The organism is Roseburia sp. AM23-20, assembly GCF_003470905.1.
GTDB classification, from domain to species: domain Bacteria; phylum Bacillota; class Clostridia; order Lachnospirales; family Lachnospiraceae; genus Roseburia; species Roseburia rectibacter.
The window spans coordinates 1,459-25,638 of the sequence record NZ_QRHS01000037.1 but is presented as its reverse complement, the minus strand read 5'-3'; the positions used below and the strand labels follow the sequence as shown (position 1 = coordinate 25,638).

21 protein-coding genes, 7 tRNA genes and 1 pseudogene are annotated in these 24,180 nt (G+C 40.2%); 27 read left to right on the top strand and 2 right to left on the bottom strand.

Annotation, left to right across the window (positions count from 1 at the left end):
* The first annotated feature begins 94 nt into the window (after positions 1-94).
* The 17 genes from DW650_RS18255 (at position 95) to atpC (ending at position 10,567) form a co-directional block, all read left to right on the top strand.
* A tRNA-Asp gene (locus DW650_RS18255) sits at positions 95-168 on the top strand.
* Between the two features lie 9 nt (positions 169-177).
* A tRNA-Val gene (locus DW650_RS18250) sits at positions 178-250 on the top strand.
* A gap of 20 nt (positions 251-270) precedes the next feature.
* A tRNA-Thr gene (locus DW650_RS18245) sits at positions 271-343 on the top strand.
* A 57-nt stretch (positions 344-400) separates the two neighbouring features.
* Positions 401-482, top strand: a tRNA-Tyr gene (locus DW650_RS18240).
* Between the two features lie 28 nt (positions 483-510).
* Positions 511-584: transfer RNA gene (locus DW650_RS18235), tRNA-Met, on the top strand.
* A gap of 22 nt (positions 585-606) precedes the next feature.
* Positions 607-679: transfer RNA gene (locus tag DW650_RS18230), tRNA-Phe, on the top strand.
* 13 nt (positions 680-692) lie between these two features.
* Positions 693-765 (top strand) — tRNA-Lys (locus tag DW650_RS18225).
* A 799-nt stretch (positions 766-1,564) separates the two neighbouring features.
* Positions 1,565-1,735 carry a hypothetical protein gene (locus tag DW650_RS19610; protein ID WP_158576242.1) on the top strand — a complete coding sequence of 57 codons (171 nt, stop codon included), beginning with the start codon at positions 1,565-1,567 and terminating at the stop codon, positions 1,733-1,735.
* A 53-nt stretch (positions 1,736-1,788) separates the two neighbouring features.
* Complete coding sequence (locus tag DW650_RS18220) at positions 1,789-3,564, top strand: Ig-like domain-containing protein (protein ID WP_118210766.1); 1,776 nt, start codon at positions 1,789-1,791, stop codon at positions 3,562-3,564.
* A gap of 799 nt (positions 3,565-4,363) precedes the next feature.
* Positions 4,364-5,026, top strand: coding sequence for a F0F1 ATP synthase subunit A (locus DW650_RS18215; protein ID WP_118210767.1), 663 nt, complete (start codon positions 4,364-4,366; stop codon positions 5,024-5,026).
* 41 nt (positions 5,027-5,067) lie between these two features.
* Positions 5,068-5,292: an ATP synthase F0 subunit C gene (atpE, locus tag DW650_RS18210; RefSeq protein ID WP_006857776.1), complete on the top strand. Its 225-nt coding sequence runs from the start codon at positions 5,068-5,070 to the stop codon at positions 5,290-5,292.
* Between the two features lie 19 nt (positions 5,293-5,311).
* Complete coding sequence (gene atpF, locus DW650_RS18205) at positions 5,312-5,818, top strand: F0F1 ATP synthase subunit B (RefSeq protein WP_118210765.1); 507 nt, start codon at positions 5,312-5,314, stop codon at positions 5,816-5,818.
* Positions 5,799-6,302: an ATP synthase F1 subunit delta gene (gene atpH, locus DW650_RS18200; protein WP_118210764.1), complete on the top strand. Its 504-nt coding sequence runs from the start codon at positions 5,799-5,801 to the stop codon at positions 6,300-6,302. The genes atpF and atpH overlap by 20 nt, the downstream gene beginning before the upstream one ends.
* A gap of 4 nt (positions 6,303-6,306) precedes the next feature.
* Positions 6,307-7,809: a F0F1 ATP synthase subunit alpha gene (gene atpA, locus DW650_RS18195; RefSeq protein ID WP_118210763.1), complete on the top strand. Its 1,503-nt coding sequence runs from the start codon at positions 6,307-6,309 to the stop codon at positions 7,807-7,809.
* Positions 7,810-7,815: 6 nt separating this feature from the next.
* Entirely contained in the window at positions 7,816-8,709 is an 894-nt protein-coding gene (gene atpG / locus DW650_RS18190; protein WP_118210762.1) for an ATP synthase F1 subunit gamma, read from the top strand.
* A 20-nt stretch (positions 8,710-8,729) separates the two neighbouring features.
* Positions 8,730-10,136: a F0F1 ATP synthase subunit beta gene (gene atpD, locus DW650_RS18185; protein WP_006857771.1), complete on the top strand. Its 1,407-nt coding sequence runs from the start codon at positions 8,730-8,732 to the stop codon at positions 10,134-10,136.
* A gap of 11 nt (positions 10,137-10,147) precedes the next feature.
* Positions 10,148-10,567 (top strand): ATP synthase F1 subunit epsilon, encoded by a 420-nt coding sequence (atpC, locus tag DW650_RS18180; protein WP_118210761.1) that lies wholly within the window; start codon positions 10,148-10,150, stop codon positions 10,565-10,567.
* A gap of 68 nt (positions 10,568-10,635) precedes the next feature.
* Here the strand turns inward: atpC and DW650_RS20240 are convergent, their stop codons facing one another.
* Together DW650_RS20240 and DW650_RS20805 are read right to left on the bottom strand one after the other, a co-directional pair.
* A complete protein-coding gene (locus DW650_RS20240) occupies positions 10,636-11,085 on the bottom strand; it encodes a helix-turn-helix transcriptional regulator (RefSeq protein WP_243091601.1) in 450 nt (149 codons plus the stop codon).
* 81 nt (positions 11,086-11,166) lie between these two features.
* Positions 11,167-11,463 (bottom strand): annotated as a pseudogene (locus DW650_RS20805) (cupin domain-containing protein); the annotation flags it as partial.
* A 1,033-nt stretch (positions 11,464-12,496) separates the two neighbouring features.
* Between DW650_RS20805 and DW650_RS18170 the strand changes: the two are divergent.
* The 10 genes from DW650_RS18170 to DW650_RS18130 all read left to right on the top strand — a co-directional run bounded on the left by DW650_RS18170 (position 12,497) and on the right by DW650_RS18130 (position 23,920).
* Complete coding sequence (locus DW650_RS18170) at positions 12,497-14,914, top strand: glycoside hydrolase family 3 protein (RefSeq protein ID WP_118210759.1); 2,418 nt, start codon at positions 12,497-12,499, stop codon at positions 14,912-14,914.
* Positions 14,915-15,101: 187 nt separating this feature from the next.
* On the top strand, positions 15,102-17,906 hold the full coding sequence (locus tag DW650_RS18165) for a glycoside hydrolase family 3 protein (RefSeq protein ID WP_118210758.1): 2,805 nt from the start codon (positions 15,102-15,104) through the stop codon (positions 17,904-17,906).
* 314 nt (positions 17,907-18,220) lie between these two features.
* The gene (locus DW650_RS19460) at positions 18,221-18,418 is read left to right on the top strand and encodes a hypothetical protein (protein ID WP_147403024.1); all 198 of its coding nucleotides are present in this window, start codon (positions 18,221-18,223) and stop codon (positions 18,416-18,418) included.
* Positions 18,419-18,501: 83 nt separating this feature from the next.
* The gene (locus DW650_RS18160) at positions 18,502-18,684 is read left to right on the top strand and encodes a type II toxin -antitoxin system TacA 1-like antitoxin (RefSeq protein ID WP_055173939.1); all 183 of its coding nucleotides are present in this window, start codon (positions 18,502-18,504) and stop codon (positions 18,682-18,684) included.
* A complete protein-coding gene (locus tag DW650_RS18155; protein ID WP_118210757.1) occupies positions 18,671-20,689 on the top strand; it encodes a HaeIII family restriction endonuclease in 2,019 nt (672 codons plus the stop codon). Before DW650_RS18160 ends, DW650_RS18155 begins: the two co-directional genes overlap by 14 nt.
* The gene (locus DW650_RS18150; RefSeq protein WP_118210756.1) at positions 20,670-21,173 is read left to right on the top strand and encodes a hypothetical protein; all 504 of its coding nucleotides are present in this window, start codon (positions 20,670-20,672) and stop codon (positions 21,171-21,173) included. Before DW650_RS18155 ends, DW650_RS18150 begins: the two co-directional genes overlap by 20 nt.
* Before the next feature lie 57 nt (positions 21,174-21,230).
* Positions 21,231-21,893, top strand: a complete 663-nt coding sequence (locus tag DW650_RS18145) for a hypothetical protein (protein ID WP_118210755.1) — start codon at positions 21,231-21,233, stop codon at positions 21,891-21,893.
* An 11-nt stretch (positions 21,894-21,904) separates the two neighbouring features.
* Entirely contained in the window at positions 21,905-22,849 is a 945-nt protein-coding gene (locus DW650_RS18140; protein ID WP_118210754.1) for a hypothetical protein, read from the top strand.
* Between the two features lies 1 nt (position 22,850).
* Positions 22,851-23,042 carry a hypothetical protein gene (locus DW650_RS18135; protein WP_118210753.1) on the top strand — a complete coding sequence of 64 codons (192 nt, stop codon included), beginning with the start codon at positions 22,851-22,853 and terminating at the stop codon, positions 23,040-23,042.
* A complete protein-coding gene (locus tag DW650_RS18130) occupies positions 23,039-23,920 on the top strand; it encodes a hypothetical protein (RefSeq protein ID WP_118210752.1) in 882 nt (293 codons plus the stop codon). Before DW650_RS18135 ends, DW650_RS18130 begins: the two co-directional genes overlap by 4 nt.
* Positions 23,921-24,180 lie beyond the last annotated feature (260 nt).

The window sequence follows — 24,180 nt, the reverse complement described above, 5'->3', positions numbered from 1 at the left end:
GGTAACGTGTGGAGCTGACTGTTACTAATCGATCGAGGGCTTGACCAAATAAAATCGGAGTTCTGTATGAAGTTTTGAAGGTACTAACTTCAATGGCCTAATGGCTCAGTTGGTTAGAGCGCCGCCCTGTCACGGCGGAGGTCGCGGGTTCGAGTCCCGCTTGGGTCGTTTAAATATGGGATCTTAGCTCAGCTGGGAGAGCATCTGCCTTACAAGCAGAGGGTCATAGGTTCGAGCCCTATAGGTCCCATTTATAAAATTTTTAGATATGCCGATGTGGCTCAATTGGCAGAGCAGCTGATTTGTAATCAGCAGGTTATCGGTTCGAGTCCGATCATCGGCTTTTCTCAATTTATTTTGAGAATTAAAATGAGTCAATTTCATATTGAACGTTTTAAATGGGCAGATTCCCGAGTGGCCAAAGGGGACAGACTGTAAATCTGCTGCAATTTGCTTCGGTGGTTCGAATCCACCTCTGCCCATTCTCTTTTTGAAGAGAATAATTATTATCGCGGGATGGAGCAGTCTGGAAGCTCGTCGGGCTCATAACCCGAAGGTCATAGGTTCAAATCCTATTCCCGCAACTCGGATTTAAATATCGTATTTGCCCAGTTAGCTCAGTTGGTAGAGCAGAGGACTGAAAATCCTCGTGTCTCTGGTTCGATTCCGGAACTGGGCATTCAAAAAAATATGGGATATTAGCTCAGTTGGTAGAGCACTTGACTTTTAATCAAGTTGTCCGGGGTTCGAATCCCCGATGTCTCATTCGGTTAAATCGCGGAAGTACCTAAAATTAGGCACTTCCGCTTTTTTTTTGCTGACTTTGACTGGTTGGTTTTGGGTTGACCAAATTTAGAATGATTAGAAGACAAAGTTTATGTAAGTAATGATAATTGTCTACAATAAAATCTTAAGCAACAGGAATAGGACAGATACTAGACAAACCGTTAGGAACAATAACAACAAAAGATCGATTTGGATTAGTGACAGTTCCTATAAATATACAGGGAGAAAATTATATTATAACAGACATTTATATATCCAATAGCAGAACGTGTGGCAAGAATTGGAAATAGCGTTGTGCCGGAAATGGCAAAAATACTTGTAATGGCAAATTGTTCCTATTTAAAAACTGGGGAGCGGATACCGAACATGATAATAAAAGCAGAACAAAATGGACAATTAAGATTTGCGTAAATTATTAAAAAATATTTGAGATGCTCCAAGTGTGTATTGATATACTTACATTAATACCTTATAGATTACGATAACTAAAAGTAAAACAATTAAATAGCGAATAGTTTTGTTTAATTTTTTCATTGTAATCATCTTCCAAAAAAGAGGTATTGTTTATGGTTGATTTTGTGAGTCAATCGTAAGATAATATACTTAAATCTTTATTTAGAAAATAAAATTTATATCAAAATTAGAAGATAATGAGGAATGTGAAATTGAAATGATGGTGATCGAGGAATAACAGAAAATAGGACAATTATAAAATTTGGGAAAATGGAAGTGTAGAACTGTATTAGTGGTTATACCACTTTATGGATTGAAGGAGGAAATGGAAGATATGATAATGAAACATGAATATGTTGCTGGAGAAAAAAATGATATTTATATTGAAAATAGTGAAAGAAAAAGTGTTTTAGGCAAAGTACTTGGTACATATGCTAAGAAAATTAAAAAAAATTCATTTGTGCATGATACGATTGAAGGTACAAGGAGAAGATAAAAAGGTTACTCACCGTGAGGAGATTTTATATTTATAATGAGGAGAAAAGTATTATGATTAAATTAGAGAAAAAGAAAAGCTGCATTATATGGATTCTTATGACAGTGATATGCACATTTTTTGTTTGTATGATCGGAAGTGTAAGCATAGAAGCAAAAACTGTAACAAAGGATATTACAATAGGGAAAGGAAAAACGTATGCCATTGAGCAGACTTTTAGCGGAAAGGCAACATTTAAGACCAGCAACAAAAAGATTGCAGTAGTAAAGAATGGAAAAATTATAGGAAAATCGATTGGAAAAGCTAAAATTACGATAAAGGACAAAGGAAATACATATATATATAAAATTACTGTTGCGAAAGCATACTTAAACCAAAATGAAATTATAGTTAATGTTGGAAAAACTGTAAATCTTAAAATAAAAGGCATGAAAGGGAAAGTAAAATGGAGTTCCTTGAATAAAAAGGTGGCGACTGTAAAAAATGGTAAAGTTACTGGAAAGAAAACAGGTAAAACGGTTATTCAGGCAAAAATAAATGGTACTATCTTGAAATGTAATGTTAAAGTGGAAAAACCAGAGATCAGCAAGAAGAAAGTCACTATCGAGAGTGGAAAATCGTATATATTGAAAGTAAAAGGTACAAGCAGGAAAGTAGTTTGGACGTCTTCGAATAGAAATGTTGTTACAGTAAAAAATGGTAAGATTACCGGAAAGAAACCGGGAAATACGACAGTCATTGCAAAAGTAAACGGATCTGTATTAAAGTGTAACATAAGAGTTACAGCTACAAAGAAGCCGCATAAAGATGATGCACAAAATACTGAGGGTACAGACGATAAAAAGCCTGATAATAGTGATGGCGTTGAGACAAACACACCAAAGTTAAGCACTACATCTATTACTTGGAAATTTGGAGATGGGGATGATGGAACGTATTTAACATTGAATAATGCAGATTGTGATGATGTTATATGGAATACGTCAGATGAAAAAATAGTGCGTGTATATCCTGAAGGAAATAGTGCTGTGATATATAATAATTTAAAAGGTGGAAAAGCTATTGTAACAGCAACTTATAAAGGAAAGACATATTCTTGCAATGTGGTAAGTTATAGCTTGTATAAAACAAATATTTCACGCGAAGAAGGAACGGGATTTGATTATGATGAATCAGCGAAAAATATGGATGAACTCGTAAATACGGAAAACTTTTTAGGAGTTTCTTTGGATTGGACGTGGAATAGAACGGATTTGGTTCAGAAAAAGACTACACCAGATGGATCATACACACATTATATTGTGGAGGATAGCGGAACAACGGAAGTTACAGGAATCTCCAAGGATGGCTTCACGAAAGCTGTGGTAACAATTAATAGTTATGGAAAATACATTGATAAAAAGGGTACTTATGATGAGAAACTTACAAATGAGGTATATAATTTATTAAAAACAGAAGAGACTAGAAATACAGATATTTCATCATCATGTTATTCTATGCCAAAAGATCAGTTGGTATTTTTGCTTTCAACAGCAGATAAATGGTACAATGGAGAGATATCAGATCGAAAAAGAATGAATTTGTTTCGTTATACGCCTTTTAAAGATGCAATATGCTTTTATTCGATGTATGGCGATAGAGAATATATGTTTGGGGATAATAGTAAAATAATAGAAATAGATAATGCGAAAAATGCTAGTGATGTGGTAAAGGGAATAAATACATATATGAATACATATATGGGATCGGAGAATTGGGCAAGACTATTACTATATATTAAAGTGCATACTGATTTAAATAAAAAGTATGTCTATATGGTAACATGTTAATATTTTTACGAGAATATATGGGTAAGGAAAAAGGTTTCACTTTTAATATAAGGGTGAAACCTTTTTATATTGTAAAGGTTTCAAGTTCTGTTTCAAGATCATTAATTCGCTTTAACAGATAAAGTCCTGCTGCTTCATCAGCGGCTTTAAACATTGCACAACGGTATACGCCTTTTGCTCCTGCTTCTATGTGTTCTTTGGTTGATGTTTTTTTATCTATGTCCGCATCGCGTCCACAAAATAAAAAATCCTTCTCTATATGATAGTCAGTATATTTCTGAATGATTTATAATGAAATAATCACAGACAGACATTAAACGGGATAAAACGGGATAAAAAAGGAGGAGCCAGTAAAACGGGGGATGTTTTACTGGCTTTAGTTATGAAAAAAAGAAAATGTTTTATGTGAAAAAGGTTTAGTTCCTTTTGACATTATTTATAGTAATCGAAGTTCATGATGGAATTGTGGTAAATATTTGAAAAAAGTGTGAAATGCATTTTATTAAGGAACCGTAAAAGATACGAAAAAAGAAATGTAGACTTTTTTTGGTATTTTGGACTACATTTTGGAATCAATTTAAGGTAAAAATAAAATAAATCTAAACAAATGAAATATTCAATTCCCAAAATATAAAAAAACACACAAAAAACAAGAAAGAAAATTGTATAAAATTACCAAAATAGGCTCCATGATTTTTACTATGACAAAAAATTGACAAGTGGAAAAATTTTAAATAAAATACAGCGAAGTGTTGGAAAGAAGGGAAGTGAGAATACGGAGGAATTATCGAAAGCGCTGATGGAAGAACTTAATTGTGAGACAGCATTCACGATTCCGGTATTTGGAGGTATTCCGGTTGCCGAATCAGTGGTAGTGACATGGATCATTATGGCAGTTCTTTTGGTAGCAGCATTTTTCTTAGGAAGAAACCTGCGTGTAGAGAACGTAGGAAAACGTCAGCTGGCAGTGGAGACAGTTGTTGGTGGACTGCATAACTTCTTTTACGATCTGCTTGGAGAGGAAGGAAAACGTTATATTCCTTATTTAATGACAGTAGGAATTTATATTGCAGTTGCTAATATGATCGGGCTGTTCGGATTGAAATCCCCGACAAAGGATGTCGGTGTTACCGGTGCGCTTGCTTTAATGAGTATTGTACTGATCGAATATTCGGGAGTACATGCAAAAGGAGTGAAAGGTTTTCTGAAGAGTTTCGCCGAACCGATACCACTTATGTTACCAATGAATATACTGGAGATTTTTATTCGTCCATTATCATTGTGTATGCGTCTTTTTGGTAACATTTTAGGAGCATTTGTCATTATGGAGCTGATCAAGATCGTGGCACCGCTTTTAGTGCCGGTTCCGCTCAGTCTGTATTTTGACTTGTTTGACGGATTTATTCAGGCATATGTATTTGTATTTTTAACATCCTTATTTATTAAGGAAAGCATCGAGTAGAAGTTAAAGCAAAATTAAAAACGAAAAAGGAGAATTTTATCATGACATCATTAATCGCTATTGGAGCAGGAATCGCAGCATTAACAGGTATTGGAGCAGGTATCGGTATCGGTCTTGCAACATCTAAGGCAACAGACGCTATCGCAAGACAGCCGGAAGCAGACGGAAAGATCACAAAAGCATTATTACTTGGTTGTGCACTTGCCGAAGGTACTGCAATTTTCGGTATGGTTGTTGCAATTTTAATCATCTTATTCTTAGGTTAAGGAAAGGGTCTGGTAGAGAATGCAATTATTAAGAATAGATTGGAACGTCGTCTTTACCATCATTAACCTGATCGTTCTGTATCTGGGACTTCGCAAGTTTTTGATCGGTCCTGTCACAAATGTTATGGAGCAGCGCAAGCAGATGATCGAAGGTCAGATCGCGGATGCAAATAATTTAAAGACAGAAGCGGGAGACTTAAAGAAACAGTATGAGGGAATGCTTGCACAGGCGCATGAGGAATCTGCAGAACTGCTTGAAAAGACACGTAAGAGTGCTCAGGCAGAGTATGAAAACCGTATCAATGCGGCAGATGCAGAAGCGGAAAAGATCATCGAGAATGCCCATAAGACAGTAGAGCTTGAACGCGACAAAACTGTGCAGGATCTTCAGTCACAGATTGCAGTCCTTGCGGTGGCAGCAGCAGGAAAAGTACTTGGTGAAGCAAGTACAAACGAAAACAACCGGTTACTGTATCAACAGTTTTTGGCAAAAGCAGGTGGTGTGAATGACGCAGACAGCAAATAATTATGCAACAGTTCTCTTAGAGCTTGGTGTGAAAAGAGAAGCTGTTGATGAGACAAAAAAGATTCTTTCTCTGACTCAGGATCTGCCGAAGAGTTTGAAAAGTCCGGTTGTGTCAAAACAGGAAAAACATAAGCTGATCGACCGGATCTTTCCGGAATCAATGAAAAATTTTCTGAAGGTGGTTTGCGATTACGGTAAGGCAGATCTCCTTGAGGAAATTTTTGCCGCATATGATGTAGTGGAAGCGGAGAAAAATGGTATCCTTCAGGCAAAACTGGAGTATGTCTTAGAGCCGACAGAGGATGAAGTGGCACAGATGAAGGCATATCTTGCAAAGAAATATCAGAAAGATAAAGTTGCGCTTGCATTGGAAAAGAAGCCGGAACTGATCGGTGGATTTGTACTGCGGGTAGGAGATATAGAAGAAGATTACAGCATGAAAGGGCGCTTAAATCGGTTAGAGAGAAGATTAGCGTGGAGGTGATAACGTGGGTTCTATCAGTTCAGAAGAGATTATATCTATCCTGAAAACAGAAATAGAGAACTATGACATGGTAAGCAAAGACCAGGAAGTCGGAACTGTCATCTGGGTCGGTGATGGTATCGCAACGATTTATGGTATTGAGCATGCGATGTATGGTGAGATCGTTATCTTTGAGAACGGTGTCCGCGGAATGGTACAGGATATCAAACGTGATCAGGTAGGCTGTATTATTTTTGGTAAAGACACAGAGATCAAAGAGGGAACGAAAGTAACCAGAACTAAGAAAAAAGCAGGTATTCCGGTAGGTGATGCTTACCTTGGAAGAATTATCAATGCCCTTGGAGCCCCGATCGATGGAAAAGGTGAGATCAAAGCAGATGATTACCGTGCCATCGAGCAGGAAGCACCGGGTATCGTAGACAGACAGTCCGTAAAACAGCCAATGGAGACAGGTATTCTTGCGATCGACTCCATGTTCCCAATCGGACGTGGACAGCGTGAGCTGATCATCGGTGACCGTCAGACCGGTAAAACATCGATCGCAGTAGATACCATCTTAAACCAGAAAGGCAAAGATGTTGTCTGCATTTACGTTGCAATCGGTCAGAAGGCATCTACGGTTGCAAAATTAGTGAATACACTGACAAAGAACGGTGCCATGGATTATTCCATCGTGCTTTCCTCGACAGCGAGTGAATCTGCATCCTTACAGTACATCGCTCCGTATGCAGGAACAGCACTTGCAGAGTACTTCATGTACAAAGGAAAAGATGTCCTGATCGTATATGATGATCTCTCCAAACATGCAGTGGCATACCGTGCACTGTCATTGCTCTTAGAGCGTTCACCGGGACGAGAGGCATATCCGGGAGACGTATTCTATTTACATTCAAGATTATTAGAGCGTTCCAGTAAGTTAAACGACGAGTTAGGCGGAGGTTCCATTACCGCACTGCCGATCATCGAGACACAGGCAGGCGATGTTTCCGCTTATATTCCTACGAACGTTATTTCCATTACAGATGGTCAGATTTTCTTAGAGAGTGATCTGTTCAACTCCGGTATGAGACCGGCGGTCAACGTAGGTCTTTCCGTATCCCGTGTAGGTGGTGCGGCACAGACAAAGGCAATGAAAAAAGCATCCGGTACGATCCGTATCGATCTGGCGCAGTACCGTGAGATGGAAGTGTTTACACAGTTTAGCTCCGATCTGGATGATATGACGAAAGAGCAGTTACAGTATGGTAAAGGACTGATGGAGCTCTTAAAACAGCCGCTCTGCCATCCGATGAGCCTCGCAGATCAGGTAATTACACTGGTTGCAGCAAACAAACGTCTGCTTTTGGATGTGGATATCAAACAGATGAAAGAGTTCCAGGGAAGATTACTGGATTTCTTTAAAATCGAGCATAAAGATGTCGTTGATGCCATCAACGAGAAAAAAGTGCTGGATGATGAGATTACAGAAAAGATCGTAGAGGCAGTCAAAGAATTTAAGAGCAGGTGATAGAGCATGGCAAATACCAAGGAAATTCAGAAACGAATGAAAAGTATTCAGGATACTATGAAGATCACGAGTGCCATGTATATGATTTCCTCTGCAAAGTTAAGAAGTGCAAAGCAGAAGCTCGAAAATACAGAGCCGTATTTCTATGCGTTACAGTCTGCAATCTCACGACTGCTCCGTCATATTCCGGATGCTAAGAGCCGGTATTTTGACCAGCGCGAGGAGATTCCGGACGACAAAAAACGCAGGGGATACATTGTGATCACTGCAGATAAGGGACTGGCAGGTGCGTACAACCATAACGTCATTAAAATGGCGCATGAACTGTTTGAGCAGGGCGAAAACAACAAACTGTTCGTCGTCGGAGAGCTTGGAAGACAGTATTTTACCAAGGAAGGGTTAGAGGTAGATACCGAGTTTAAATATACGGTGCAAAATCCTTCCCTGCACAGAGCCAGAGTTATCACAGAACGTATTCTGGAGTTATACAATAACAACGAATTGGATGAGGTATACATCATTTATACGAAAATGGAGAATTCATTTTCCATGGAAGCGGAAATGATGAAACTGCTTCCACTGGTAAAAGAGGATTTCATGGGGAAAGCTCCTGTTGATATTTATCAGGAGGAGATCAAGGCAGATACGAGCATGCAGGATATTTTAGAGCATGTGGTGCCGAACTATGTCAACGGATTTATTTACGGTGCACTCGTGGAGTCATTTGCCAGTGAGCACAATTCACGAATGATGGCGATGCAGGCGGCAACAGACAGTGCAAAAGAGATGCTGCAGACTTTGTCCATTGAATACAATCGTGTGCGTCAGGCTGCGATTACCCAGCAGATCACAGAGGTAATCGGCGGTGCGAAGGCACAGAAGAAAAAGAAGAAAAAATAGGAAGGGGATGTGAAAGCGGAATGAAAACAGGAAAAATCGTGCAGGTCATGGGACCTGTAGTAGACGTTGAATTTGAAGATAATGACCTTCCGTTTATCAAAGATGCGCTTGAAGTAGACAACGGCGGAAAACGCTGTGTCATGGAAGTTGCACAGCACATCGGCAATAACACAGTACGTTGTATTATGTTAGCTGCCAGTGAGGGACTTCACAAGGACATGGAAGTTGTTGCTACGGGAAGCGGCATTACGGTTCCGGTCGGACAGGGCACATTGGGGCGTCTGTTCAATGTATTAGGAGATACCTTAGACGGCGGCAAGACTTTAGAGGGTGAGAAACACTGGTGTATCCACAGAGATCCGCCATCTTTCGAGGATCAGAGTCCGGTCGTTGAGGTACTTGAAACAGGAATCAAGGTCATCGACCTTTTAGCACCGTATGCAAAAGGTGGTAAGATCGGTCTGTTCGGTGGTGCCGGAGTTGGTAAAACGGTATTGATCCAGGAGCTGATCCGTAACATTGCAACTGAGCACGGCGGATATTCCATTTTTACCGGTGTTGGAGAGCGTTCGAGAGAGGGTAATGACCTCTGGTCCGAGATGAAAGAATCCGGCGTACTCGAAAAGACAGCCTTAGTGTTTGGTCAGATGAACGAGCCGCCAGGAGCACGTATGCGTGTTGCTGAGACAGGACTTACCATGGCAGAATATTTCCGTGATGAGGAGCATCAGAACGTGCTTTTATTCATTGATAACATTTTCCGTTTCACACAGGCAGGTTCTGAGGTATCCGCTCTGTTAGGACGTATGCCGTCAGCCGTTGGTTATCAGCCGACTTTAGCAACTGAGATGGGTGAATTACAGGAACGTATCGCATCAACCAAAAACGGTTCCGTTACTTCCGTACAGGCAGTCTATGTGCCTGCAGACGACTTAACTGACCCGGCGCCTGCAACGACATTCGCACATCTGGATGCAACGACCGTTCTTTCCAGAAAAATCGTTGAGCAGGGTATTTATCCGGCAGTTGATCCGTTGGAGTCAAACTCACGTATTCTTGAGGAGGATGTTGTCGGAAAAGAGCATTATGAGACAGCAAGACGTGTTCAGGAGATCCTTCAGAAATACACAGAGTTACAGGATATCATTGCAATTCTTGGTATGGAAGAGCTTTCCGAGGAGGATAAACTTGTTGTTTACCGTGCAAGAAAGATCCAGAAGTTCTTATCCCAGCCGTTCCACGTTGCAGAGAACTTTACTGGTGTACCGGGCAAATATGTGCCGTTAAAAGACACCGTACGCGGATTTAAGGCGATCGTTGACGGTGAGATGGATGAATATCCGGAAGCTGCATTCTTTAACGTAGGAACGATCGAAGATGTCATTGAGCGGGCAAAGACAATGGGTAATACCGGTTCCGCCAGCTAGGAGGGAGGAACATGAATACATTTAGCTTAAAAGTAATTGCCTGTGATAAGGTATTTTACGATGGAAGATGTGCACAGGTAGTCCTGCCGCTCCATGATGGTTTAAAGGCGATCCAGGCGCACCATGAAAATATGGTGTTTGCCGTGGAGGTCGGAGAGATCCGTATCTTAGAGGAAAACGGAAACACGATCTACGGTGTTACGGGAACCGGGTTTGCGCAGATCATCAACAACCGTGCAACAGTCATTGTAGACACCTGTGAATCACCGGAGGAGATCGATGTAAGACGTGCGCAGGAAGCAAAAGAGCGTGCGGAAGAACAGCTTCGCCAGAAACAGAGTATTGAAGAATATCATCGTTCCAAAGCCTCTCTAGCGCGTGCTATGGCGCGTCTTAAAGCTGGAAGCAAGGATAAACCAATTGGCTATTAATGACGGAATTTTGAGGGCGGACAGTGCTTGTCTGCTGTCTGAATCTTTGCATGTAGACAGCTTGTCGGCTACTGATGGCGGACTTTCGAGGGCAGACAGCCGTATACTTCTTTGAACATACGGTTGAATACCTTATAGTTGATAAAACCGTGGCGTTCCATGATCTGTGTAATGCTGTCGCCGGTCTGCATGAGGTCAGAATAAATATGGGAAAGCCGTACCATGTTGACGTATTCTAAGAAGGTGAATCCCATGTTTTTCTTAAAGAAACGGCAGAAGTATTCGGGATTGAGTGCAAAACGGTCTGAGATATCCGAGAGGGAGAGCGGTTCCATATAATGCCTTTCCACATAAGTTATGATATCTTTTAGCCTTGTGAGCGTTTTGGTATCCTGCGAGACGGTACTCTGTGACTGCGGCAGGACGTAAGAAGTATAAAGTATATAAAGAAAATGATGAAGGTGGCTGCCAAATAAAAACTGGTAGCCATTTTTTTCATTTTTATATAAGGAACCCATGGTCAGTAAGTGATCCCGCATTTCGCAGAATACGGGGTCATTTTTATATTTTTCCGCAGAAAAGTATTCCTGAAAACGGATGGAGGCAAAACCGGGCAGCATCTGGTTAAAAAAGTCAAACGGGATCTGGAGCAGATAGGTTTCGGTTCTACCGATCGTGCGGGTGTAGTGGATATCGCCGGAGTTTACCAGAAAGATATCTCCTGCGTGCAGCAGAAAGGATTCCTCGCGGCAGATGGCGTGCATGGAGCCGGAGGAGATGTAGAGGATCTCGACATGTGCGTGCCAGTGGCTTGGGACGAGCTGGTTGTCGGACTGGTAGATGTCAAAATAGACGGGGAGTTTAGGTTTGGAGGTGATGATCTCGTGGGTGGTCATGGTAGTGGGGATTCCTTTCTTCTGAGGTAAAGTGTTTATGGCATGCGTGGGTTTTGGCGAGCCTTCCTGCGGTCTGTATGGCGCCGGAGTGTCCGGGTAAGGCTGAGCCGGTTACCGCTTTTTCGTGTTCCTAAGCGGGCACCTGAACAAAGTGGCGATTTCATGCTGCTCCCAGAACTCGCTTATTCGTTTATGGAAAGCCAAAAGTGCATTGAGCTCGGACAACTGTCCGCAGCATGACTTTTTGTTCATGTGCCCGCTAAGGAACACACAAAAAGCGGTAAGACGGCTCCACCTTACCCGGACACCCCGGCGCCGTACAGACCGCAGGGCATGTTGGAAAGCCTTCCGGAAAATATGTGCGGCAGTCCTTGTAAAATACGATAGGACTGATTCTGCCAACTTTGTTGTTAAGCTCATAATAAGTCAATATCGACCGAAATACAAGTCATTATCTGCCTTGAAATAAAAGTGTAAGGTAAGTATGATAGGAATATAAAGAATATAAGAAACGTAAGAGAGTTGCCGACAAAACGCGTCAATACCAAGAAGCCGTTGCAGGCAAAAACGCATCGAAACCAAGAAGCCGTTGCCGACCAAAACGCATCAAAACCAAGAAGCCGTTGCAGGCAAAAACGCATCGAAACTAAGAAGCCGTTGCCGACCAAAACGCATCAATACGCTGAAAGCGCTGCATGCAAAACGCACCAACAACCTGCGCCTGTTGCGAGGGATACGCAGATTTATAAGAAGGTGCTGGGGAGCCGTCGGTACTTAGCGACCGTATTTTGGTCGCTTAGTACCGCTACGAGCGACACGCAGCGGGAGCGTGCCTTCGTTAAAACTGCGTATCCCTCGCAGCATATACATTCTACAAAGCGTTTTGCCAGCAACGTGACACATCCTACAAAGCGTTTTGCCAGCAACGTGACACATCCTACAAAGCGTTTTACATCCAACGTTCACAACCTACGAAAAAGTTTTACCTACAACGGCACACCCACCACAATATTTCAAAAAGGAGCCCACAATCATGGAAAAATGGCAAAGATCACTTTATCAACCCAACCTCCCTCTCGGAGCTGACGGCACCAAAGTCACCGCCTCAAAAGCACACATCACCCTGTCAAAAGAAGCCGCCAAAGAAGGCATGGTTCTTCTAAAGAACAATGAAAGCCTTCTCCCATTTCAGGCAGGCACCAAACTCGCCCTGTTTGGAAAAGGCAGTTTTGACTATGTCAAGGGTGGTGGCGGAAGCGGAGATGTAACCGTTGCTTATACGACAAATTTGTATGAGGGATTCAAGAAGCTGCCGGAAAAAGTAGAAGTGTATGAGGCACTCTCTGATTATTACCGTAAAGAGGTAGAAAAACAGTACGAGGCAGGAGCAGAACCAGGAATGACAGTAGAGCCTGCGTTTCCGGAAGAAACTGCAAAAAAAGCGAGAGCGTACACGGACACGGCAGTGATCTGCATCAGCCGTTTTTCCGGGGAAGGCTGGGACAGAAAGAGTTCTTATGATAAGGAGATGGATGAGTCGGTACAGACAGATCCGCTGCTGGAAAAGGCAGAGCGCATTTTTCCGGACGGAGACTTTTACCTGACGAAGGAAGAGAGCGCGATGGTGGAACAGGTGCAGCAGTTGTTCCCGAAGGTGGCAGTCGTTATGAATGTCGGCGGCATGGTCGATACGGACTGGTTTGCAGAAAATGAAAAAATTCAGGCGGTGCTGATGGCATGGCAGGGGGGTATGGAAGGCGGAAGCGCGGCAGCAGAGCTTCTGTGCGGCGTCGGCAGCCCATCCGGAAAACTTTCCGACACATTTGCAAAGAAACTGGAAGACTATCCGTCATCGGAGACATTCCATGAATCGGTAAAATATGTCGATTATAAAGAAGATATCTACGTCGGCTACCGCTATTTTGAGACAATACCGGGGGTTGATAAAGCCGTCAATTATCCGTTTGGCTACGGTCTTTCCTACACGACTTTCGAGCGTGCGTTAGTATCTGCGGAAGAAAAACAGGGTGTGATCCGCGTGAGTATCAATGTGACCAACACCGGAAAATATCCGGGAAAAGAAGTCATGCAGTTATATGCGCAGGCACCGCAGGGCGTGCTTGGAAAGGCAAAGAGAGTCCTTGTAGCATTTGAAAAAACACGACTGTTAGCACAGGGAGAAACGCAGCTTCTGACGTTAGAGGCACCGGTGGCACAGCTTGCATCCTATGATGATCTGGGAAAAATTCAGAAATCTGCCTATGTGCTGGAAAAAGGTAAGTATCAGTTTTATCTTGGCACGTCCGTGCGGGAAACAGAGCAGGTATTTTGTTTTACAATGCCAGAGGATACCGTAACAGAGCAGCTTAGTGCAAAACTGGTTCCGACTTCACTTGCGGAGCGCATGCTCTCCGATGGAAGTTTTGAAAAACTGCCGCAGTCCGAACCGAATGATCCGGATTACTCCGCAATCAAACGTGTTCCGAGGAAGGAAAGCGATGGATTTTCACCAGCTGTCCGCGCACTGCCGGGACATCAGCTCTGGTCACAGCCGTATAAGAAAGACGCACATATTTTTATGGAAGTTGCAGAAGGAAAGATCACGCTGGACGAATTTGTGGCACAGATGACAGATGAGGAACTTGCGCATATTCTTGGCGGTCAGCCGAATACCGGTGTGGCAAATACATTTGGATTTGGAAATATGCCGGAGTATGGAATCCCGAATATTATGACGGCGGACGGACCTGCCGGACTCCGCATTGAGAAAAAATGCGGCGTAGTTACGACGGCGTGGCCGTGTGCGACACTTTTAGCATGTACCTGGAACCCGGATGTGGTATATCAGGTTGGTGCAGCAGGTGCCGCTGAGGTGAAAGAAAATAACATTGCCGTCTGGCTGACACCTGCAGTCAATATCCACAGAAGTCCGCTCTGCGGAAGAAACTTCGAGTATTATTCCGAAGACCCGTATCTGACCGGAAAAATGGCATCTGCAATGGTAAAGGGAATCCAGTCAAAACATATTGCCGCGACGGTCAAACATTTTGCATGCAACAATAAGGAGACAAACCGTAAGGAAAGCGATTCCAGAGTGTCCGAGCGGGCAGCAAGGGAGATTTATTTAAAGGCGTTTGAGATTATCGTAAAAGAGGCAGATCCGTGGTGCATTATGTCATCTTACAATATCGTAAACGGACACAGAACTTCTGAAAACCGTGAGCTTTTAGAGGACATCTTAAGAGGTGAGTGGAATTATCAGGGAATGGTCACGACCGACTGGTGGACAAGCGGTGAGCATTATAAAGAAGTAAAAGCGGGAAATGACATCAAGATGGCATGTGGATTCCCGGAGAGCCTGCTCCGCGCGAAAGAGGCAGGAGTACTGACAAGAGAAGAGATGGAGATCTGCGCAAAGCGTATTTTAGGATTAATACTGAAAATCGACTGAGATCAGACGAAAAACAATCATAGACAAAAACAATGACAGGCTAAAAAGATAACAACAGATATATAGTGTGAAAAATAAGATTTTTCACACGCAAGATTTGTGCTTACGCACAAACTTGAGATGCAAATGAAAACGTTGTTTTCATTGAAAGACAGCGCAAGAATGGAGATTAAAATGGAGGATTATCATGGGTAACAGTGGAATCGGTGTTCCGCTGCCGGAACTGGCAGCATACTGCAGAGAGGCAGCAGCAGAGGGAGCCGTGCTTTTAAAGAATGAGGGGCATATGCTTCCGATCAAAAAGGATGAGACAGTTTCTATTTTCGGAAGAAGCCAGATTGAGTATTACCGGAGTGGAACCGGTTCAGGTGGAGCGGTCAATGTGCCGTATGTCAAAAATATTTTAGACGGAATCAAAGAAAACAATGCTTTCCCTGTAAATGAGGAACTGGTAGAAACCTATAAAGAATGGTTAAAGGAGCATCCGTTTGACAACGGAGGCGGTGGCTGGGCGGCAGAGCCGTGGCATCAGGAAGAGATGGAAATCACCGACGAGATCGCATGCCGCGCAGCAGAAAAGTCTGAAAAAGCTATTTTTCTGATCGGAAGAACTGCCGGTGAGGATAAAGATTACGAGGACACGGAAGGCAGTTATCTTCTGACAAAACGGGAGAAAGAAAATCTTCGCATCGTAACAAAATATTTTAACGAAGTGGCAGTGCTTTTAAATGTGTCTAATATCATTGATATGAGTTGGACGAAAGATGCAGCATATCAGGATCACATCAAAGCGATTCTTTACATCTGGCATGGAGGAATGGAAGGCGCGAATGCCGTTGCAGATCTGTTATCGGGCAGAGTGACACCATCCGGAAAACTGACGGATACGATCGCAGAGAAACTTTCTGATTACCCGGCAGCGGACCATTTTGGAAGTAAGACAGAAAATATTTATGCGGAAGATATCTATGTCGGCTACCGTTATTTTGAGACATTCGCACCGGAAAAAGTAATGTATGAGTTTGGTTTCGGTTTATCTTATACGGAATTTTCCATGGAGACGGTAAAAGCGGAGAGTACAGGAAATGGAAAAGATGCAAAGATCGCACTCAGTATCCGTGTGAAAAATACCGGGGCAGCAGCCGGAAAAGAGGCTGCTCAGGTTTATGTGTCCGCCCCACAGGGACAGCTTGGAAAATCGGCAAAGGTATTGTGCGGATTTGCAAAGACAAAACTGCTTGCTCCGGGCGAGGAGGAAGTTCTTGAACTTACCATTCCGGTAAGCCGGTTTGCTTCCTATGACGACAGCGGTGTGACTGGTCATAAGTCCTGCTATGTCTTAGAGGAAGGTCTGTATGAGATCTACGTTGGAAACAGTGTCAGATGCACAGAAAAAGCCAATGTGGACGGAAAAGGCGGCTATGAGATTGCTTCCTGCGTTGTCACGGAGGAACTGGAGGAGGCGCTTGCGCCGACAAAAGAATTTTTGCGTCTTAAGACAGGCCGACAAAAGGAGGACGGGGTGTTTGCCCGTGCATATGAAAAAGCACCACAGCAGATGGTTGATCTGGCAGAGCGGATCAAAAGCCGTCTGCCAAAAGAACTGCCACAGACCGGAAATAAAGGAATTACCTTACAGGCGGTTGCAGAGAATATCAAAAATGGCAGCAGTGTGGAAGAAGAATTGGACGCATTTGCAGCACAGTTTACCAACGAGGAGTTAGCCGTGATCGTCCGCGGCGAGGGAATGAGCAGCCCGAAGGTAACACCGGGTACAGCATCCGCATTTGGCGGTGTCAGCGACAGCCTGCATGGTTATGGCATCCCGATTGCCTGCGCATCCGATGGCCCGTCCGGCATCCGTATGGAGAGCGGATTAAAGGCAACACAACTCCCGATCGGAACACTCCTTGCATGTTCCTTTAATATTCCAATGATGGAAGAATTATATCAGATGGAAGGCAGGGAATTAGTTGGAAACGAGATCGACACCCTGCTTGGACCGGGAATCAATATCCACCGCTATCCATTAAATGGACGTAACTTTGAGTATTTCAGTGAAGATCCGCTTGTGACAGGACAGTTTGCGGCGGCAATGACAAGGGGAATCCGAAGTGCCGGTTCTTCTGCGACCGTGAAACATTTTGCAGCGAATAATCAGGAGACGGAAAGACATAATGTAAACTCCGTTGTATCTGAGCGGGCACTCCGTGAAATCTATCTGAAAGGCTTTGAGATTGCCGTGAAAGAGGGAAATGCAAATTCGATCATGACCTCTTACAACCCGGTCAACGGACACTGGACGGCATCCAATTATGACTTAAATACGACGATCCTGCGTGGTGAGTGGGGATATCAGGGAATTGTTATGACAGACTGGTGGGCGAAGATGAATGATGTTGTAAACGGCGGGGAGGCAGATCGCAGATACACCTCATTCATGGTTCGCGCACAGAATGACTTATACATGGTAGTCAACAATAATGGTGCTGCCATCAATGCAGTAGGCGATGATACCTTAGAGGCACTGGAGGCAGGAAAACTCACTGTTGGAGAGTTACAGCGCTGTGCGAAAAACATCTGCCGTTTCCTGCTTGGAACACCTGTGATGAAACGTCCGTTAAAAGATTTTGATCCACTGCTTACAGTTACTGCAAAAGAAGCAGTAAATACAGACGGAAAGCAGGTCTGTGCACTGCGGAGCGGAAGCCGTATCGAGGCAGGAAAGTTTGAAAATACAGTCCTTTATGTGGAAAAAGAAAGTATTTTAAACGTTAATGCACATTTCTGTTTCCCGGTGGAAGGATTAGCACAGGGAGCTGCCAATCTGTATCTGAATGGAGAACTGATGGCAACCGTCCAGACAGGTGGAACCGGAGAGCGTTTCCTGACACAGCGGATGTGCCGTGTGAAATTTATGCCGGGGTATTATGAACTGAAAGCAGAGTATGTGACACCGGAACTGAAGCTGGACTGGATTGAGTTAGAGTAGTAAACAGAGTTTCATAAATGGCGTAAACAAGCCATTTATGGAGCTTTTTCTTTTATCGTGATACCTATATGATACCTGTTTTGATAGTACCACAGATATTAATGAGTACTAAATAGAAGTGTCATAGGTATTATCTATTATCACATTTCTTTTTATTTTCAAAAATTATCCCAATTATATGCAGCAAGCGTAAAATCTTACGAATAATTATGTGCAATTCGTAAGTATACTCGGTTTTTATGAGACAGAAGCAGAGATATCATATTTGTAAAAGTAAATTTGACATACATGCCGGTAAATGCCGGGGAGAGGAGGTGAAAGGTAGGGAGAAACTTATTGATGTAATGTATGAGAACCAAAAGCTTAGAGAGGAAAATATGACTTTGAAAGAGTTGATGGAGAAGGCATATGAGTTTATGAAGCAGTTTGTAATTGATGGAGTTAATCTGCTGGAAAGGTTTCTGGAGAGTGTGTGGAAGGTGGTTGGAAAAGTTTCTAAAAGAACAAAATAAAAACATTTGTTCGTGCAACAAAGTATTGACATTGACATACGAAGAACGTATCATAAATTTATGAAGCAGGAGGAACAAATGAGATGAGAAAATCAATTTCAATCAGTATAAGAGTGAGCGAAGAAGAATTAGATAAGTTTAAGGAAGCGGCAAGATTAGAAGCGTATTCATCATATAGTGAGTTTATAAGAAGAACAGCATTAATAGAAGCTGCCAGAATAATTAAAGAAAACAATGAAGGAGAGGATACCCATGAACATAATTAGTTTGTTTAGTGGATGTGGAGGATTAGATTTAGGTTTTGAAAGAGCAGGGTTTAATATTCCTGTTGCGAATGAGTTTGACAAAACAATATGGGCGACATTTAAAGCAAATCATCCTAATACTCATCTGATTGAAGGTGATATAAGACAGGTAACAAAAGAAGATATAGAACAGTTTATAAATGGAGAAGTTGACGGAATTATTGGTGGACCACCTTGTCAGTCGTGGTCTGAAGCAGGTTCATTAAAGGGAATTAAGGATGCCAGAGGACAGTTATTTTTTGATTATATTAGAATATTAAAGGAATTCCAACCTAAATTCTTTTTGGCAGAAAATGTAAGCGGAATGTTGGCAAACAGACATTCAGAAGCGGTGCAAAATATACTAAATCTTTTTGATGATGCAGGATATGATGTATCATTCACACTCGTAAATGCAAAGGATTATGGTGTTGCAGAAGAAAGAAAGAGAGTGTTTTATATAGGATTTAGGAAGGATTTGCACATTGATTTTGGATTTCCTAAAGGTTCAACAAAGGATGATGATAAGAAAATAACCCTTCGTGATATTATATGGGATTTGCAAGATACGGCTGTTCCCTCAGGAGAGAAAAATCACCACAATCCAGAGGCAATCAATAACAATGAATACTATACTGGAGCATATTCACCAATATTTATGAGTCGTAATAGAGTAAAAGGATGGGATGAACAGGCATTTACAGTTCAGGCATCAGGAAGACAATGTCAGCTTCATCCACAGGCACCTAAAATGGTTAAAGTGGCACAGAATGATTGCAGATTTGTAGAAGGAAAAGAACATCTTTATCGCCGTATGACAATTAGAGAGGTTGCCAGAGTACAGGGATTTCCAGATGATTTTAAATTTATATATGAGGATACTAATACAGCATATAAAATGATTGGCAATGCTGTTCCGGTTAACCTTGCATATGAAATAGCTGTTGCAATAAAGAAATACCTAGAAGGTAATGGTGCAGAGGTTGTTGTAGATAATGAGGTTATAGATGCAAAGGAGGTTAATGAGAAGAAAGTGAGTACAAAGAGTAATGATCAGGGTAGAGCATATGAGTATGCTTGGATAAAAACACTTTATAAGGTGTTATGTGAGATGCGAAAAACTAGAATAGTTGATAATTCTAGTTTGCATGCAAATGAAAAGGCATGGGCTCTTATGGATGAGGAAATGCAGCAGACATTTATGATATCAGCAGAATCAGCCATTGATACAGTGCTTGAAATGGAACCTAAAATGTCAGAGGGCAGTAATGATGAATTGACATTAGAATTTCAGAAGGACGGAGCTGGCGTAAAGGGGGATGTAAGAGACATTGTTATTAGAAGAAATGATATTGAGTGGGAAATAGGATTAAGTATCAAACATAATCACGATGCCGTAAAACATAGCAGATTAAGTCATAAACTTGATTTTGGTAAAGAATGGTTTGATATACCTTGTAGTGATGCATATTGGAATGCGGTTCAACCAATATTTGATATGTTGAAGAATGAGAAGGATAATGGCTCAAGATGGTCTGAAATCAATGACAAAGACGAAGTAGTATATGTACCTTTATTACAGGCATTTATGGATGAGGTTAATAGAGCATATAAAGGAGATAAGAATATGCCACGTAAGATGATAGAATATCTTATTGGAATAGAGGATTACTATAAGGTTGTCAGCCGTGATAGTAAGCGTCTTACAATGATTCATACTTTTAATATGCATGATACTTTAAATAAACCAAGTGAAAATAAGGTATCGGCGATTACTGTTCCAATAGTAGAGTTACCTACAAGACTTGTGGCACTTGAGTTCAAGCCAGGAAGCACTAATACTGTAGAAATGTTTTTGGATAATGGATGGCAATTAAGCTTCAGAATTCATAATGCAAGTACAAAGGTTGAACCAAGTTTAAAGTTTGATGTGCAGTTTATTGGTATGCCGACATCAGTGCTGAATATTGAATGTAAATGGAAATAAGGCGGTACAGATATTGAGGAAAATGCTATTAAGTTTTAGACCAGATGTTTATGAAAAAATAAAATCTGGTGTGAAGATATTTGAACATAGAAGAAATTTTCCAGATGAGCCTATAATGGCATATATGTATGTTAGCTCACCGGTGAAAGCAATCACCGGTGTTGTATACTTGGGAAAAAGGCATTGTCTATCTGACTGGTTGGAATACTATAAAGAAGATAGCAATGCTGTTACACGAATAAAGGAATATATGGAAACTTATCATTATAGATATGCAATGGAAATAGATAGATTTCAGGAAACATCACAGATATCATTAGATGAATTAAGAGAAAATGTTCCGGGCTTTGTAGCACCGCAGATGTATATATATTTGGATGGTACAGAATTGCTGGAGTATATAGAAAGAAATGTGATTGTATATGCAAGAAAAATTGAACATAAGCATGAAGAAATATGTTCGCAAAATATATGCAGGAATTGAAAATTAAAATAATTACAAAAGGTATATATTATAGAATATAATGAAAGGGGTAAAGTTATGACGAATATGATTCTTTATGAATTTGTAAAAAATAAAAAATATACTCTAAAAAATTTGGCGAATGATTATGAGAAAAATCTTCAAGATGATATGCAGGGAATTATTTTTTCGGAATATGATGAAGAGTATATGAGAGCAACATATTGGTTGAGAAAAAAGAAAAAAGAATATAAGTATAATATTGATAAGAGACAATTTGAGGAAGCTGAAGAAGAAGTTATTAATATTGCAGAATTTGAAATTCAGGTGAATAAAACAAAGTTGATTGTATTTGGAACTAAACAAATGGCACAAAGAATTATCACATTAATAGGCATAATTTCAAAGAATGCTTATGCAGTAAGTGAATATATCGTTGATGTAAATATGTTGGTGAATGAGATATGCAATGATAATAATATAGATTTATTGAAAATGAAGCTGGTAGATATTACAATTGAAAAAGGGTTGCTAGTAAATTGCAATGTTAATTTATTGAACCAAAATAATCCTACAGACATTGCACATAAATATGTTGGAAATATTGTTGTTTTATCTTTTAAGTTTAAAAATATACACACAGTAGTAACAATTTATAAAAATGGGAAAATAGTTTTAAGCAAAATAAATGATGATGATAGAGAAGAATTAATACGGAACATTTATAGAATTGTGAATTAGAGGAGAAACATATGGGTGAACAGGCAAATAAAATTGGAAAAAAGTTAGAGGGATTTGGAGAAAAATTATTTTCGGGTTTTGGATGGAGTGAAATTGCTCGAGATACTGAAATTCAATGTAGTCGAAAATATCAACATAATAAGCAAACACATGGATTAGATTTATTGATGAATTTTAATAATCCATATATGCGATGTAATCAAGGAATAGTTGTAGAATGTAAAAATCGTCAGATGCGCTCTATAAATCAAGCAGAACTAGATAAATGGTTAGAAGAGTTAATTAATGCAATAGAATGTGCACAATCAGCACCAGAATTGCAGGATTTCGATATGGGAAATACAATGTTGAATACAGGACTGTTACTTGTTCATGCAAATGATAGTTTTAATTCTGAGTTGTTTAATAAATATTTATGTAACTTGAAGGTTCATTCAAGAAGAAATCCTATAAATGTTTTTATAGCAGGAAATGATGAAATAGATAGATGGAATTCATTAAGAAATAAAATAGAGAAGGACTTTACGAGCGAGTTTCAGTTTATTTATCCGAGTATAGAAGGATCAAATATGGAGTTAGGAAACTACCTAACCATAAATCAACTATATTCAAAATACATATTTGCTCAAGATATGAAATATATTGAAAAAACTGAATCGGGTACATCATATAAAGTGCCTCAAGTTAGAAAAATTATAATTTCATTTGATGAAATATCAAAAGGTAATTTTAAGTATATGTGGAGTATGTTTAAAGCATTACAATTTCAAGATGCGAAAGAATTGGTCTTTGTATTTTACCCTAGAAAAAATTCAGATGTTGAATTTGTAAAGGATAATTTTATAAATACTTTGTATCAAATACAACAGCCTATTACAGAGAATATTGCTAGTAGAATTAAGATAGAATTTATTGATAATAGAAGTTTATCGCCGGTTGATATGGGAGGTAGGTAATATGGTTACAGAATATGTAGATTGTTCAGAATTAAAGAGATTAATTGTAGATAAAAAACTAAAGCCATCAACATTGAAATATTATTTAAGAAAAAAAGGAATTGTTTTTACTGCTAATAATGTGGAGCAATTTGCAGAACAAGTGTATACAATTTTTCTTGGAGCTGACGAAATATCAGATATAGGGATATGATGTCAAATGAAAATAACTATGAAAAATCAATGATTGTTAATGTGATATTGAAGCCGGAGACAGAAGATAATATTATTGATGTTTTGATGGATGAGATGAATAAACAAAAATCAATAAAGTCCAATGACTATCAGTTAGAGCAACCTGTAAAAACAAGTGATGGGGCATATATTCAGTTGTGTTACACAAGAAAATTGCCTGGACGAAATAAATTATTAGAATATGAAAAAAGATATCTTAGAATGAATATTCGTAAGATATCTGATAGAGAAGTTGTAATAGATATAAGACAACAATCATCAACTGACTCGAAAAATGCGTTGAAATTTATAGAAACTATTTCAAAGGGAGATAGTACGCTTAATCTAAGGCATATAAATTTGGAATTACTAAATGGAAAGAACAAAATAGAATTTTTTGATCGTATTGCAGCATATACATTTGAAATGTGGAGATTAAAAACAATTACAGGTATAACTGTTAAACAAGGAACTATTGAAGAAGACGAAGAAGATGAAGAAGTAAGAATTGATGATGAAAATGAAGCTTCGACTTTATCGGGGATTAGTCAAGCAGTATTAAATGGTAGTGGGCTTAGATCCAATGAATTTGTACAGGAATCTATAAATAAAGGCTATTATATTTCAGCAATGCGTTATAGATATGAGCACAAGCAAGATGCAACGGAATTTGCTGTTGTTCTAAGTTTTAAAAATCAGGATTTACGAGTGGACATTGATAAAACATACCTTGAAGAGGAAGGGAGAATATATGTTCAACCTTTTGTTAAGGCTGAACAAAATGAAATTGTTGTAAAATTTCAAGATGCTGCATACAAAATATTTGGGGAATTATTAGAGATGCAAAATGCAGAGTAATGTGGTTTGAATTTTGATACCTATATGATACCTAAATTTTTGAAAACATAAAATAATTGTGATAAAAGGTGTAATAATCGCCATTAAAAGCTTTAAAAATCAAGCCTTCACAGGGATAATAAGTTTCTCTGCGGGGAGTTTGAGTAGTAAACAGGGTTTCGTAAATATTGAAAAAGAATGACAGATAAGTCAGGGGAGACCGTTTCAAGTTTTGTGTAAACGTTAAAAACTGATATAAGATTTGTGAATAGTTACAAATG

What these genes read in the sequence shown, in the direction of transcription:
- DW650_RS18170 (WP_118210759.1), top strand. Translation starts at nt 12,497, where the DNA reads ATGGAAAAATGGCAAAGATCACTTTATCAACCCAACCTCCCTCTCGGA.
- atpC (WP_118210761.1), top strand. Translation starts at nt 10,148, where the DNA reads ATGAATACATTTAGCTTAAAAGTAATTGCCTGTGATAAGGTATTTTAC.
- DW650_RS18135 (WP_118210753.1), top strand. Translation starts at nt 22,851, where the DNA reads ATGGTTACAGAATATGTAGATTGTTCAGAATTAAAGAGATTAATTGTA.
- DW650_RS18165 (WP_118210758.1), top strand. Translation starts at nt 15,102, where the DNA reads ATGGGTAACAGTGGAATCGGTGTTCCGCTGCCGGAACTGGCAGCATAC.
- DW650_RS18220 (WP_118210766.1), top strand. Translation starts at nt 1,789, where the DNA reads ATGATTAAATTAGAGAAAAAGAAAAGCTGCATTATATGGATTCTTATG.
- DW650_RS18130 (WP_118210752.1), top strand. Translation starts at nt 23,039, where the DNA reads ATGATGTCAAATGAAAATAACTATGAAAAATCAATGATTGTTAATGTG.
- DW650_RS18140 (WP_118210754.1), top strand. Translation starts at nt 21,905, where the DNA reads ATGGGTGAACAGGCAAATAAAATTGGAAAAAAGTTAGAGGGATTTGGA.
- atpD (WP_006857771.1), top strand. Translation starts at nt 8,730, where the DNA reads ATGAAAACAGGAAAAATCGTGCAGGTCATGGGACCTGTAGTAGACGTT.
- DW650_RS18145 (WP_118210755.1), top strand. Translation starts at nt 21,231, where the DNA reads ATGACGAATATGATTCTTTATGAATTTGTAAAAAATAAAAAATATACT.
- DW650_RS18160 (WP_055173939.1), top strand. Translation starts at nt 18,502, where the DNA reads ATGAGAAAATCAATTTCAATCAGTATAAGAGTGAGCGAAGAAGAATTA.
- atpG (WP_118210762.1), top strand. Translation starts at nt 7,816, where the DNA reads ATGGCAAATACCAAGGAAATTCAGAAACGAATGAAAAGTATTCAGGAT.
- atpF (WP_118210765.1), top strand. Translation starts at nt 5,312, where the DNA reads ATGCAATTATTAAGAATAGATTGGAACGTCGTCTTTACCATCATTAAC.
- DW650_RS18155 (WP_118210757.1), top strand. Translation starts at nt 18,671, where the DNA reads ATGAACATAATTAGTTTGTTTAGTGGATGTGGAGGATTAGATTTAGGT.
- atpE (WP_006857776.1), top strand. Translation starts at nt 5,068, where the DNA reads ATGACATCATTAATCGCTATTGGAGCAGGAATCGCAGCATTAACAGGT.
- DW650_RS18215 (WP_118210767.1), top strand. Translation starts at nt 4,364, where the DNA reads ATGGAAGAACTTAATTGTGAGACAGCATTCACGATTCCGGTATTTGGA.
- DW650_RS20240 (WP_243091601.1), bottom strand. Translation starts at nt 11,085, where the DNA reads ATGGGTTCCTTATATAAAAATGAAAAAAATGGCTACCAGTTTTTATTT.
- atpH (WP_118210764.1), top strand. Translation starts at nt 5,799, where the DNA reads ATGACGCAGACAGCAAATAATTATGCAACAGTTCTCTTAGAGCTTGGT.
- DW650_RS19610 (WP_158576242.1), top strand. Translation starts at nt 1,565, where the DNA reads ATGGAAGATATGATAATGAAACATGAATATGTTGCTGGAGAAAAAAAT.